This window comes from Shewanella bicestrii (assembly GCF_002216875.1).
Taxonomy (GTDB): domain Bacteria; phylum Pseudomonadota; class Gammaproteobacteria; order Enterobacterales; family Shewanellaceae; genus Shewanella; species Shewanella seohaensis.
The window spans coordinates 4,010,263-4,023,165 of sequence record NZ_CP022358.1 but is presented as its reverse complement, the minus strand read 5'-3'; the positions used below and the strand labels follow the sequence as shown (position 1 = coordinate 4,023,165).

Annotated in this window: 9 protein-coding genes; 6 read left to right on the top strand and 3 right to left on the bottom strand. The window is 51.6% G+C overall.

Translation table 11 applies throughout. From position 1 onward, the window contains the following. Positions 1 to 29 precede the first annotated feature (29 nt). Entirely contained in the window at positions 30 to 1,124 is a 1,095-nt protein-coding gene (gene nrfD, locus CF168_RS17645; protein ID WP_089068502.1) for an NrfD/PsrC family molybdoenzyme membrane anchor subunit, read from the bottom strand. Next, positions 1,114 to 1,869 (bottom strand): sulfate reduction electron transfer complex DsrMKJOP subunit DsrO, encoded by a 756-nt coding sequence (dsrO, locus tag CF168_RS17640; protein WP_089068501.1) that lies wholly within the window; start codon positions 1,867 to 1,869, stop codon positions 1,114 to 1,116. The genes nrfD and dsrO overlap by 11 nt, the downstream gene beginning before the upstream one ends. Positions 1,870 to 2,086: 217 nt before the next feature. Between dsrO and CF168_RS17635 the strand changes: the two genes are divergently transcribed. Both CF168_RS17635 and CF168_RS17630 read left to right on the top strand, forming a co-directional pair. After that, a complete protein-coding gene (locus CF168_RS17635; RefSeq protein WP_240520038.1) occupies positions 2,087 to 4,102 on the top strand; it encodes a sensor histidine kinase in 2,016 nt (671 codons plus the stop codon). Next, entirely contained in the window at positions 4,099 to 4,719 is a 621-nt protein-coding gene (locus CF168_RS17630; RefSeq protein WP_089068500.1) for a response regulator transcription factor, read from the top strand. Before CF168_RS17635 ends, CF168_RS17630 begins: the two co-directional genes overlap by 4 nt. A gap of 113 nt (positions 4,720 to 4,832) precedes the next feature. Here CF168_RS17630 and CF168_RS17625 read toward each other — a convergent pair whose 3' ends face one another. Further along, the gene (locus tag CF168_RS17625) at positions 4,833 to 5,732 is read right to left on the bottom strand and encodes an intradiol ring-cleavage dioxygenase (protein WP_089068499.1); all 900 of its coding nucleotides are present in this window, start codon (positions 5,730 to 5,732) and stop codon (positions 4,833 to 4,835) included. A 557-nt stretch (positions 5,733 to 6,289) separates the two neighbouring features. On the opposite strand from CF168_RS17625, the gene CF168_RS17620 reads away from it, so the two are divergent. Genes CF168_RS17620 through CF168_RS17605 form a run of 4 tightly spaced genes read left to right on the top strand, consistent with a single transcriptional unit; the run spans position 6,290 to position 12,749 of the window. Then, positions 6,290 to 9,961: an ATP-binding protein gene (locus CF168_RS17620; protein ID WP_089068498.1), complete on the top strand. Its 3,672-nt coding sequence runs from the start codon at positions 6,290 to 6,292 to the stop codon at positions 9,959 to 9,961. An 11-nt stretch (positions 9,962 to 9,972) separates the two neighbouring features. Further along, positions 9,973 to 10,626 carry a condensin complex protein MksE gene (locus CF168_RS17615; RefSeq protein ID WP_037422308.1) on the top strand — a complete coding sequence of 218 codons (654 nt, stop codon included), beginning with the start codon at positions 9,973 to 9,975 and terminating at the stop codon, positions 10,624 to 10,626. Positions 10,627 to 10,668: 42 nt separating this feature from the next. Then, a complete protein-coding gene (locus tag CF168_RS17610; RefSeq protein ID WP_089068497.1) occupies positions 10,669 to 11,889 on the top strand; it encodes a phosphoenolpyruvate carboxylase in 1,221 nt (406 codons plus the stop codon). Next, the gene (locus CF168_RS17605) at positions 11,877 to 12,749 is read left to right on the top strand and encodes a DUF7281 domain-containing protein (protein ID WP_089068496.1); all 873 of its coding nucleotides are present in this window, start codon (positions 11,877 to 11,879) and stop codon (positions 12,747 to 12,749) included. Before CF168_RS17610 ends, CF168_RS17605 begins: the two co-directional genes overlap by 13 nt. Positions 12,750 to 12,903 lie beyond the last annotated feature (154 nt).

The following is a 12,903-nucleotide window of genomic DNA, read 5'->3' as shown; positions in this document are numbered from 1 at the left end:
ACTTTTCTTAATAGGGACGGTGCTGTGGCTCAAGAGGACAACTGAGTTGAGCGTGGTTGATGGCGAATAAATTCAGACACTAATACCATCAGTGCGAGCCAGAGGCCGAAGGTGCCAGCGATACCCAATAGGCCCTCTGGCCCCCATGGCAGTTGGTAGAAATAAGTGCCCGCGCCGTATTTAGGGTCGGTTTGCGCTTGGATAAGTACAATCCAGCGAAATCCCCATGCCAGATGCACCGCCGTTAAACTGACGACTAACATCAATACCGAGGGGAGGCGGCGCACTGCTAATACCAATGCCTGCAGGGCTAGGGTGACCAATACCCAGATGGCGGCGAGTTGCCAGCTTGGGCTGGTGTCTAATAACAGCGCCGCTTCGTGCGCAGAGCCTTTATCGAATAAGGCCCAGCCGATAAGACACAGGGCGAAGAGACCAAAGCTTGCTCTGACCCATTGCAGCAACCTGTCTTGGGTGCTGGCTTGATAACCGTGCAAAACACGATTGAGCAGGGCGAGAGTGCCGCAGGCGGCGAGTAGGGCACTGGTCGCCATCAATGGCGGCAACCAATAGGTATGCCAGAGCGGCCGCGCTTTGATCGCCATGGTCTCCATTCCGGTGTAAAGCGCAATACTGCAGGCGCTTAGGCTAGCAATCAGTGCAATTGGCTTGATCCATTTATCACTATCCCAGTCTCCTAGGCGGATAAGTTGGGCAATACGCCTCACCCAATCTTGGGATGACTCCCCTTGTGTCGAGGCTTTAGTTGGCAAGTATTGGCGCAGTAATAGCCAAGCAAAAAGGGCACTCGCACCGGAAAATATCGGCAGTAAAAAGGCGCCGTACGACATCCACGAATGCGGTCTGATTTGGGCATAGAAATGCCATGCCCGCAGCGGTTGGTGCAGGTCAGCAAGCAGCGCAATCGGCGCGACTATGCCAGCGGTAAGCATCAAACAGGCGCAGAGCTTGAGCAGTCTGGCATCGGTTTGCTTCGCGCTAAATAAATGGATGGTCGCCACCCACACACTGGCGTAGGCCAAACCCATCAAAAAGAAGTATTGCACCGCCCAGGGTAGCCAAGTGATGGCGATATCTGGGGTAAAGATTTCTTTAATGACCATGGTGGATCTCCTCGCCAGTGTCTGTCAGTAGGGTGCGAACGGGGGCTTGGCCGCTGATCCTGTGTTCGAAGGCGCTGTTCATGCCGATGTAAAATACTCTAGGTGCTGTGTTGGCATCGGGCTTGAGCACCTTGATATCCGCTTGATTTGCTTTGAGTAGCTGGCTGATGTGGCTGTGAGGATCGTTCAGATCGCCAATCACCCTCGCTTCGCCGACACAGGTTTCGACACAGGCGGGTAACAGTCCTGCTTCTAGCCTGTGGGCACAGAAGGTGCATTTATCGGCGGTGTTGGTCTCATGGTTGATAAAGCGGGCATCGTAGGGGCAAGCTTGTACACAATAGCCACAACCGACGCACCATTCGTTGTTGACGACCACTATGCCATCAGGGCGTTGGAAGGTGGCACCCGTGGGGCAAATCGGGATGCAAGGTGGGTTTTCACAGTGATTACACAGTCTTGGCAACATCAAAAATGCGGGCGGCGTAACAGCATCCTGTTGCGACACTTCGTACTGCTGCACTGTGGTACGAAATTGCCCCAAGGGCGGCAGGTTTTCGAAGGTGCACGCCACGGTACAGGCCTGACAGCCGACACAGCGACGCAGGTCAATTACCATGCCGTAGCGTTTGCCCGTAGCTGCAGTTTGAGTCGGTTGGGCTTGCACTTGCACGACGGGAATGAGCGCGGCGCCGACGCTCACACTGGCCATTTTTCCGAGAAACTGACGTTTACTCTTGTCCATAGGAATTTCCTTCACTCTTACAGATAAAACGGGTCGAAAGACTTAAGGTTTAGCGTTAGGCGCATTCTGTAAAAGGCGGGGTGGCATCTCTATAGTGGTTTTCCACATATCGGATAGGGACTTGATCTAGCGCAACAAATATCAGTTAGAATGACCTCTCAAAACATAGGGTTTATGATTTAGCAACAAAATGGATGCAATCCTAGGGCTAAGGAGTATGGGCACAGTGTTGAGTGTTGTCGTATCAACTGTCGTATCCGTTTCAAGCAATGGCTGGAGCTGGGGCAGACTATCGAAAGTAAGGCTCATCATCGCCTTAGCTGGTTTGTTGAGTTTGAGTGTGGTGGCCGAGGAATCGGTCGCTCAAATGGCGCAGACTGGTGTATTAAGCTTAGCGCCTGCCGCGCAGCAGATGGATGACGCCGCGAACTATCAAGTGGTTGATGTGGGTGTATTGGCCATTCGAGGCTACAAGGGCACCATCAATCGTTGGCAACCGCTGATGGGATGGCTTGAGTCACAAATTCCCAATAGTTACTTTAGGTTACATCCATTAAGCCTTGAAGAGTTAGCCAGAGGGGTTGAAACCGAGGCCCTCGATTTTGTAATCACTAACCCTGGACAATCTGTGATGCTGGCGCGGCAGTATTCCCTGTCTTGGCTCGCTACCCTACGAAGCCCTATCAATAATGGTGCGGCCATGCAGGTGGGGTCGGCGCTGGTGGTCAGGGCCGATTCCCCCTATCAGACCTTAAAGGATCTCAAGGGCAAGCGCCTTGGTATAGTCTCCAAAAATGCCTTCGGTGGTTATCTCACTATGGTCTACGAGGCGCAGCTAAAGGGCATAGATTTAATCCATTTAGTGGGAGATATCATTCCCTTAGGATTTCCACTCGATAATCTGGTGTATCAGCTTGGCGGTACAGGTCAGCAGGGTGGGACAAATGAGCTTAGTGCTACAGATGAGCCAAGCGGTAAAGCACCAAGCGTTAAAGCTCTAGGCTTAGATGCGGCGATTGTGCCCGTCTGCCAACTTGAGCAAATGCAGGCCGAAGGCTTGATTAACATAAAGGATTATCGGGTGCTCGATAATCAGGCGCCCGTTGGGTTTCATTGCCAAGTGTCGAGTCGGCTCTATCCCAACTGGTCGATGGCTAAGACCAATCGTGCGACACAAACCTTAGCCAAGCAGGTGACTCAAGCCCTACTGGCCTTACCCGAAGACAGTCCCGCTGCCAGAGCCGCCGAATCCGCGGGTTGGACCACGGCCGTGAGCCAACTTGCGATTGATCAACTGCTCAAAGATCTCGATATGCATCCCCTGCAAACTCCATGGTGGCAGCGAGCATGGCTATGGGTGAAGCTGCATCAGCATTGGGCTTGGCTAGCGTTGGCGATTTTAGTGCTGCTCAACGTGTACCATTTCTGGCTCGAATATCGCTTTAGCCGTCGTGGCCGCGAGTTGATAAACACCCAGCGACAACTCAGTGAAAACCGTGCCCTGTTGGAACATGCCCAGCGCATCGCGATTGCCGGGGAGTTAGGGGCGAGCCTATCCCATGAACTCAATCAACCGCTGGCGGCGATTGGCCATTATTGCCATGGCGCCGAGGTGCGTTTGCAGCGTGGAACCCGTCCTGAAGAATTACAAGCTGTGCTGAACTTAATTCAGCAAGAGGTCAGCCGCGCCGACAGTATTATCAGCCGTTTGCGTAACTTATTGAAAAAGCGGCCAGTCTCTAAACAACCCTTATATTTGCACCAGCTTGTGAACGACACTGCGCCGCTACTCGCCTATGAGCTGGAGCAGCATCAGATCCAGCTTTCCACCAATATCAGTGGCGAAGCCTATCAATTGCCTTTAGATGAAGTCGGCATGCAGCAGCTACTGCTCAACCTATTGAAGAATGCCGCCGATGCCTGTGTGCAGCGTCAGCAGGCTGAGCTTGACCCAGCAAAACCTTATCTGCCCACTATCGATATCGATCTTAGGTATCTTGAGCGTAAGATACTGCTCACGGTGACAGACAATGGCACAGGGCTGACCGAGGATGCCAATCTGCTGATGCAGGCATTTTATTCGACTAAGTCCGAGGGATTAGGACTGGGGCTGGTGATCTGCCGTGATATTGCCGAGAGTCATGGTGGCCGCTTTAGCCTAGAAACCGCTCTCGGTGGCGGCTGCCAAGCACAGGTTTCTTTACCCCGTAAGCTAGATGGAGCGCCAGCATGAGCCACGAATTGCCCGTGTATTTAATCGATGACGATGAGTCGGTGCGCCGCTCGCTGCGGTTTATGCTCGAAAGCTATGGCCTGACTATCCACGATTTTGATAGTGCCGAGGCGTTTTTTACCGCCATCGACTTGAGCGAGCCGGGCTGTGCCTTAGTCGATGTGCGTATGCCGGGCCTTAGCGGGTCGCAGTTACATGCGCAATTAGTGCAGCACAATAGTCCGCTGGCGGTGATTTATTTGACTGGTCATGGCGATGTGCCCATGGCGGTGGAGGCGTTAAAACTCGGGGCGGTGGATTTTTTCCAAAAGCCCGCCGATGGCGCCAAGTTGGCCGATGCGGTAGTCAAAGCGCTAGAACATGCCAAGGCGCATTATCAAGATAATCAATATGTAAAAACCTATCTGGCGCTTACGCCGCGGGAGCGGGAAATCCTCTCTCTTATCGCTAAAGGCTTTAAGAATCAGGAGATTGCCGATGCGTTGTGCATCGCTATGCGCACGGTCGAGATTCACCGTTCCAATCTCATGCGGGGCATGCAGGTCGGCTCGCTCGCCGAGATGATCTTAATCTATGGTCGTATCGCCGAACATTTAAAGACCTTGGACTCTGATTAATGGCGCGAAAATAAGCCCTTTTCCCCAAAGATTAGACAGGAAAAAGCGCATCGAAAGATGCGCTTTTTCTATCATGCTTAATCATTCATACCGAATTAGTTCTTTCGACACGATTAATTCAACTGGAGTGTGCGCCACGCGAGGAGTGAGCCATCGTCATTTTGGCTGGTATTAAATAGAAACGCGCTGTAATTGCTACCAAAAATATTGTCGCGACTGAGGCTGGTATCTTGCTGGCCACGGGTCAGATATTCGGGATGGCTGGTGCAAATCTCGGTCGTCAAACTCTCGCTAAAGCCCAGTTGGGAGACCAACTGGTCGTTATTGTTGTTGCGTATCCGAAAGTGCACATGGATAGTGCGCCCCGAGTACCAGCCCGGAAAGCAGGATTTAAAATTTACTCGCCCCTCGCTGTCAGTCACTTGGGTGCCCCTAAACCACTGGGATTGCAGGGCCTTGCTCGAGTTTCCGGTGCAGTAGCCACTGTTAAAGCGGCTCTTATCCGCGCTGCCGCTGGTGTCGCCTGAGTAAACGCCAGCGACATTACAATGCCAGACTTCCACCTCTAATCCGCTTAATGGATTGCAATCTTTATCAATCACTTGAAAACAAATCTGCATAGGCAAACCCGATTCTGCGTCCGAAATATCATCCCGATTATCGACTTGGAAATAGCATGGCCCTTCCACCGCCGATTGGGTTAATGCCAAGGCACAGGCACCACTGGCGGTGAAGAGGCTGGTATCGGGGAAGTTGACCGTCATGCTGGCGGTGCCACCACTGGCCCAATCGCTCGGGGTCGTCACATCGGCACCTGAGCCGGTATCCGTGTTGCTATTGCTACTGTCGTTGGTACTTTCTTCGGACTCCGAGCCGCAGCCGACTAAGCCGACCAAGGGACTTGCGACCAATGTCCAGCCGATGGCTTTGAGTAAGGTGCGGCGTGGGGCGTTGTCTATCGTGGTGTTTAGCGCCGTCTTAAGCGCTGAAGGGGGGCGGGTATTTTTTGTCATTTAGGCTACTCACTTAGCTGGGTTTTATTGTTAACGCTTGCTGTGATTAGTGAATGAAATGTGATTTTGGTTCGGCTGCGAGGCCGAGTCTTTCACTGTTTTACCCAAGTTGACAGTTACTGAAAATGTTAACGGCGGCCAATGCCCCAGTATTAGCTTGGAGCGCCGACATCGGCCGTTTTCCCCTAAGCTTTTATGCCCAATTGTGATCTACTGACGTTTTGTTAACCGTTAAATGGACGGGAATTGAGGTAACATTGAGCAGACTTGTTTCGTGGAGGTGAAAGACTCGGGTGCTCGATTGCTTATGCCCCCTATTTACCTTATTTTAGGGGCACAAAATGGGATTTTACCTCGCAACTTTCGCAAAGATGATTTCGCAAGGATGATTACCCGTCACACGCTTTTGTCCATTGAGACTGACCGCCCCTTTATTGTGTAGATCTTAGGTGTGTTGAGCTTAGGTTGTACGCCTCGGCGTTTAATCTTGAGTTATGGTCTCGATTTGGGCTCGATTTATCTGGGTTAGCTTTGACCCCGTTTGGATAAGGAATGAAATGCCAAGCTTGATTCGTATTGTGCTGATTGATACGCACCTTCCGGGCGTTGTGGAACTCGCCCTCAATGGCCATACCAATATTTGTGGTACTAACGCCTCGGGCAAAACCACTCTGCAACGTTTAGTGCCTGTATTTTATGGCGAATATCCTAGCCGCGTGGTGCCTTCAACCCGTGATAGTTTCGAGCGTTGGTACTTGCCACACGATTCAAGCTACATCATTTACGAATATCAAAAGGCCGATGGCTTGCTCTATCAAGCCGTGCTGGCGTCTGCGGGCGATGGCAAAGGGGTGAACTACCGCTTTATCGGCAAAGGTTTCGAGCTAAGCGATTATATTAAAACCCAAAATGGTGACACCATTTTATGCCACACCATGGCAGAACTCGGCCGCGAATTAAAACGCCAAGGCGTAGCCACCACTAACTTGCTGAATACCCGCGAATACCGCGCGATTATTCAAAACGATCGCACTTTATTAAGCACGGGCAGCAACCGCAGCGAACTGCGAGCCTATGCGCACCAATTCGCCCTGTGTGAAGGTGAGCATTCACTGCGCCATATCGAGAAACTCGCCAAGGCGGTGCACTCCAAAGAAGGCAAAATGGAAACGGTCAAATCCATGATCGCCGCCATTTTGGAAGAAGACGGGGTGAATCCACCTAGCTCACGCCTCAATCCACAACGTGTCGAGGCGTGGATCCGCGAGAGTCAATTAATCCAAGGCTTTGAAGTGATCCGCCCCGAGTTTGAAAAGCTCGAGCAGGAATTTAACCAATTACTCAGCGCCGAGATGCGTCTCTCGAGCTTGTCCCGTGGTTATCGCAACGATGAAAGCCTAGAGGCCGATCGTTTAGAGATCCAACAAACCCTGTCTAAGGAGCTGAATTTAAAGCTTCGGATGTTGGACGACGAATGGAAAGAAGTGCGTGACGAGCTTAACCTCGACCTATCCGCCGCCAAGGGCGACGTGGCCAAGTGCGAATACGAACTCGATGCGATCGAAGATCAGCACGGCGCCTTTTTAGATGCCAATATCGAGCAAGCCAAGGCCGACTTGGACATGCTGCCAAACTGGCGTGCGGACATGGAAAACTTAAGCGAGCGCCATAAGTTACAAACCGAAAAACACCAAGATATTGAAGCGGCTTACAATGCCCGCCGCAGCAAAATTGGCGAGCAGTTAAACCGCGAGCTGGAAGGCTTACACGCGGATCAGGACAAACAACGCGAAGCGCGCGACAAACAGCGTGAAGTGGCAAGAGCCGATCTCGATGCCCTCGAAGCCCAATGGCGCAGCCAAATGGATGCGGGCAAGGCGAGCTTTAGCGAGCAGGAATATCAATTCAAACTCAATGCTGCCGAGCTTAAATTACGTGTCGATGGCGTGACCTACACCGAGGAAGAAAAGTTAAGCCTTGCGATTTTCGACGAGCGGATTCACCGCGCCGACGAAGAGCAAGAAAGCTGCAACGCTAAGGTGGAACGTTTAAGTAGTGAAGAGCGTAAGCTGCGCGCCAAACGCGACCAAGCCAATGAAGCGTTGCGTATCGCCAGCCTGCGCGTAAACGAGCGCCAAACATCGCTCGATGAACTGCACCATATGCTGTTCCCTCAGTCCCATACCTTGCTCGAATTCCTACGTAAGGAAGCCCAAGGTTGGGAGCAGAGTCTGGGTAAAGTGATTGCGCCCGAGTTGCTGCACCGCACCGATTTGCATCCGAGCGTGACGGGGACGAGCGACACCCTGTTTGGGGTGCATTTGGATCTTAAAGCCATTGATGTGCCTGAATATGCCGCCTCCGAGCAGGAGCTGCGTATTCGTTTAAGCAAGGCCGAAGAAGCGCTGCAAGGCGCGCAGGAATTACAGGCCGAGGCCGAATCACAGCTGGTGGCGATTAACGGAGAGCTGGATAAACTCAGTCGTGAACTGACCTTTGCCCGCACGGCTTACAAAAATAGCCGCGATGATTTACGTCGTCTGTTCGATGAAAAACGCAGTGAGCAGGACAAGATCAACAAGGCGCTGGCCGAGCGTAAAGCCTTTGCCCAGCAGCGCTTAACTCAACTCGATGGCGAGCTAAAGCAGCTTAAGCATCAACATCAGCTCTGGCTCGAAGAGCAAAAAGAGCAGGCGCTCGAAGCGCGGATGGAAAAACAAGCCTACTGGCAGGAAGTCATTGGCGCGCTCGACAATCAACTCGGGCAAATTAAGGCCACTATCGACGCCCGCCGCGAAAGCGCTAAGGCCGAGCAGAAAGCCTGCGAAACTTGGTACAAAAACGAGCTTAAGTCTCGCGGTGTGGATGAGGATAATATCCTTAAACTCAAGCAACAAATCCGTGAGCTTGAAACCAAAATCAGCCGCGCCGAGCAGCGTCGCAGTGAAGTATTGCGCTTCGACGATTGGTATCAACACACTTGGTTGCTGCGTAAGCCTAAGTTGCAGACTCAATTGAGCGACGTGAAACGTGCCGCCTCAGAAATCGATCAGCAGCTTAAAGCCAAGACCCAAGAAGTGAAGACCCGCCGTCAACAACTCGAGACCGACCGTAAGGCCTCGGATGCGGCGCAGATTGAAGCCTCTGAAAACTTAACCAAACTGCGCGCCGTGATGCGTAAGTTGGCCGAGCTGAAACTGCCCGCCAACAATGAAGAAGCTCAGGGCAGCCTTGGTGAGCGCCTGCGTCAGGGCGAAGATTTACTGTTAAAACGCGATTATTTGATGGGCTCGGTTAAGCAATATGTGGAGCATTTCGACTCTGTGATTGCCAGCAAGTCAGGCTCAGGTTTAGCCGAGACTTGGGAGCGCGCTCGCGAAGAGTCGAGCTTTATCAACGACAAAGGTATTCGCCTGCTGGATTACCGTAAGCTAGTGCCGCAGCTAGAACAGTTACTCAATGTGATTGTGCCGCAATCCATTATGGCGCTGCGTGAACAGGGGCGGATCTTCGGGGTTGACTTAACCGCCTTCTATGATGTACTTGCCGATATCGACCGTCGCATCGCCTCCCAGAGTGCGCGCATTACCCGCGAAGTGGGCGAAGAGTTATTCCTCGATGGCGTATCCGAGTCTGCGGTTCGTATTCGCTCTAAGATCAGTGAATTAGAGTTTTGGCCTGAGCTTGAGCAGTTTGTTAAAGCCTTCAAACAGTGGAAGGCCGACGGCTTTAATGGTCTGCCCGATGAGGAATACACCAACAGTATGCGCCGCGCCTTAGACATTATTGGCCGCGCGGCCTTAACCGGCGGCATTGCTAAGTTGCTGGAAATCGAGTTGCGCCTTAAAGAGGGTAATAGCGACCTGATTATCCGCACCGACAGACAGCTGAACGAATCCTCGAGCCACGGTATGGCTTATTTGATCCTGTGTAAGTTCCTGTTGGCATTCACGCGCTTGTTACGTGGCCGTGCCGATGTGACCATTCACTGGCCGATCGACGAGCTGGGCACGCTGCACCACACCAACGTGAAGAAGATTTTCGATGCCTGTGGTAACAACAATATCAGCGTGTTAGGCGCCTTCCCGAACCCTGAGTCAGAAGTGCTGAACCTGTTCGAGAACCGTTACATTATTAATAAACAAACCAAGAAGTTGCAGGTGGTGAAGCCCAAAGCCAATCCGATTGCCGATATGTTGAGTAAACGCCTGAGCAAGGAGGCCATCTAATGAGTGCTGCCATGAATGAGTCAAACCAAACTGTATTAGTCGGCACGGGCGCCATTATCGAACTCTTGCTAAAAGGTGAGTTTATTTGCCGCACCACCAATGAAGATGGCTGGCGCGCATTAAAAAATAACAGCACCCGCGAGCGGGTCGAGGCGTATCTCAATCAAATCAACCGCACCGTGGCCTCGGCCGCCGAGGGCGATGTGTTTTTCTGCGGTTATTTGCAGTTAGGCGAAAGCGAACGCAAGGTGATTTCATCACAATTTAAGGATATTTGTCAGGCACTTATCCCTATGGTGGAGTGGCTGGTATTAGTGCAAGAAGCCAGCGGCCAAGATGCTCCCTTAAGCGAAGGCGCGCCAGTGCGCTTAACCGAGTTGCAAAGCCGAATTGAAGATACGCCCGCGTTTCGTGAGCAGTTGGCTAAACTCAGCCAATACCGCTTATTCGGTTCAACCAGTACCAATAGCGATGCGCAAATTAAGTTAGTGTTCAAGCGCTTAGTGGAGCTTGGGTATCTGGTGCGCCCCAACGTGGAAAAACAAATTTATATCGCCACTGGCAAGTTGGATTATCTGTACGAAGTGATCCGCTTTATCGACGAGACCGAAGGCCTCAGCCTAGAAGCGCAGGCGGAAACGGCGACGCAGCGGGATTTACTATGATGCCTTGGACGATAACGCACAGCATCAACCAAGGAGGCCGTGATGAGCAGTAACTTACATCAGGCTGGGGTAAAGCTACTCAAGCAGTTAGGTCGCCATGCTGACATCATTATGGACGCCTATCTGGCTGGCTCACTCAAGGAAGAGAGCCATGACCCCGCCGTAGTTGAAAAACTCAAGCTGGCAGGGATTTTATGGCGCCCAGAGCCAGACCAAGAGCTGCGCCTTAAACGCTCGGTGCGTGCCTTGCTCGAAGAGGGCCTAAGTGATGAACGCAATCGCCAAATCGACTCCAACATCGGCTCAGCGCTCGCCACCATTAAGACCTTGGCCGACCATTATAAAGAAGCGCGTCACAGCTCAGATTACAGCGCCGCCGAGGCGTATCTGTCTGATTTAAGTGAGCATGTGTATAGCTTTGCCGACAGTTTACGCTACTCCATCCGCGTGTTGTGGGGGCGCATCAACAACGAGTTCGGTTATGTCGGTACCATTAACGCTAAGATCCGTGAAAACGAACTCGCCCAAAGCCAAGTGTCAGAATTGCTTAATGGTTTGGAGATGTTCCAGTTTAGCGAATTAGGTGAAATCGCCGGTGATATCCGTGAGCTGCGTAAGCTGCTGGTGACGACTTTGCAGGAAACCATGAGCGACTGCGCCCAGGAACTCAGTGTGGTGCAGGGCAGGTTGCTGGAACTTCTCGGTCGCTTTAGGCAAATTCGCGGCCGTACCCGCTTGCTTAAGGGGTGGTTACTGTACACCGATTTGCATCCGGATTATCGCCCTGCGGACCATGTGTCCCACAAGGATATCCCGAGTCTATTCAATCGTGCCGAAGTGCTGTTGGCCCCAGCGTCTGTGGATGTGCATAACGCCAGCCAAGAGTTTGAGCTGATGAACATCGTCGCCCATATCAAGGCGATTAGCCGTCAGGGCATAGTCGAGACTGTGCGCGAGCAGGATGTGGCTGTGCCGCTGACGCAGAATGAAGACTTTGATATTCCTGATAATCCACTCAAGCAAGCGGTCGACACTTACTTTGTCGATGTGATTGAGTCGGGCTTACGCCAGTCGGCGCTCGATTACTTAGCCGAAAAAGCCCTGCCATGGGATGCCGAAAGCTGGATTTATCAAGTGATTGGCGGCTACGAAGGTTTACCCGATGAGCATAAGGCTTACTTTGAGTTAGAACCCTTAGGCGAACCTCACCCCATCTACAGCGGTAACTTTATTATCCGCGATGTGGAATTATGGCTCGCCTAGGCAAGCAGCAGTTGCAACTCTTGGAGGGCGTTTATCTTAATCGCTCTCCAAGGGTAAAACTCAGCCCGAATTGGCGAACGATTTACCGCGAGTTAGAAGTGGGCGAGCTGGATGGCGCGGAAAAATATTTGTGTTTTGCGCCGCGAGATTTTGAGTTGCTGCGCAAAGGTGTATTGGCAAAAGAGGGCGTGGATTTACAGGCGCTGGACTTTAATCTAAACCGTATCGCCATGTCCGCCCAAAGCCAGAATGAAAAGCTGGCGAGTATCCGCCCCGAAGCCGAGTATGTTTTGTTGAAGTATCTCGGTTTTGAATCGCCTCCTATGGGGATGTCTGCGCGTTCTGCGTTACGCACTCCCTTAGATGAAGCAGAGCAGCTTTGCCATGAGCTTAATGTTAACGCCATCTTAGTGGTTGAAAACCTAGATATATTCGATGCAATAACCCAAGCGCGCTTACCCGCCGAACTTAGCCGCGTTATGGTGATTTACCGTGGTAGCGGCCACCATTCACCCATTGGGGTGCGCCAGTTTTTACAGGCGATGGCGGGTAAAATGCCGATCATTGCCTTTACCGATCTCGACCCCGCAGGGCTGCAAATTGCCCATACCTTAACGGGCATGACCCATTGTATCGTGCCGCAGTTAGCGCTTTTTGCGCCCAGCGAGTTACTCGCTATCTCCCAGATTAATTCCGCTGATGACTTTGCCAAGCAAGCGCTTCAGGCTAAATATTTACAGTCAGCCGACTTAAAAAATTGGCAGCAATTAAGCCTTTGGTTAATTCAGCAACGCATTAGCATTAAACAGCAGCACCTGCTGGCGCATCGGCTTGAGCTAGTGCTACTGGCATATTGTTAGTCGTAATTCTTCCCCATCTCTCTATAAATGCATTAAAATGTGGTTTTTAACTCTAATTAAAATGTTTATTTGGTTTTTAAATCTAGCATTATTCAAGCTGAATCGATTAATTGTGTTTATTTGGTTTAAATACTGTTTAAATTTTGATTTTTTA

Excerpts from the sequence above, each read along its gene's own strand:
- CF168_RS17635 (WP_240520038.1), top strand. The coding sequence starts at position 2,087 with ATGGGCACAGTGTTGAGTGTTGTCGTATCAACTGTCGTATCCGTTTCA.
- CF168_RS17620 (WP_089068498.1), top strand. The coding sequence starts at position 6,290 with ATGCCAAGCTTGATTCGTATTGTGCTGATTGATACGCACCTTCCGGGC.
- CF168_RS17630 (WP_089068500.1), top strand. The coding sequence starts at position 4,099 with ATGAGCCACGAATTGCCCGTGTATTTAATCGATGACGATGAGTCGGTG.
- nrfD (WP_089068502.1), bottom strand. The coding sequence starts at position 1,124 with ATGGTCATTAAAGAAATCTTTACCCCAGATATCGCCATCACTTGGCTA.
- dsrO (WP_089068501.1), bottom strand. The coding sequence starts at position 1,869 with ATGGACAAGAGTAAACGTCAGTTTCTCGGAAAAATGGCCAGTGTGAGC.
- CF168_RS17610 (WP_089068497.1), top strand. The coding sequence starts at position 10,669 with ATGAGCAGTAACTTACATCAGGCTGGGGTAAAGCTACTCAAGCAGTTA.
- CF168_RS17605 (WP_089068496.1), top strand. The coding sequence starts at position 11,877 with ATGGCTCGCCTAGGCAAGCAGCAGTTGCAACTCTTGGAGGGCGTTTAT.
- CF168_RS17625 (WP_089068499.1), bottom strand. The coding sequence starts at position 5,732 with ATGACAAAAAATACCCGCCCCCCTTCAGCGCTTAAGACGGCGCTAAAC.
- CF168_RS17615 (WP_037422308.1), top strand. The coding sequence starts at position 9,973 with ATGAATGAGTCAAACCAAACTGTATTAGTCGGCACGGGCGCCATTATC.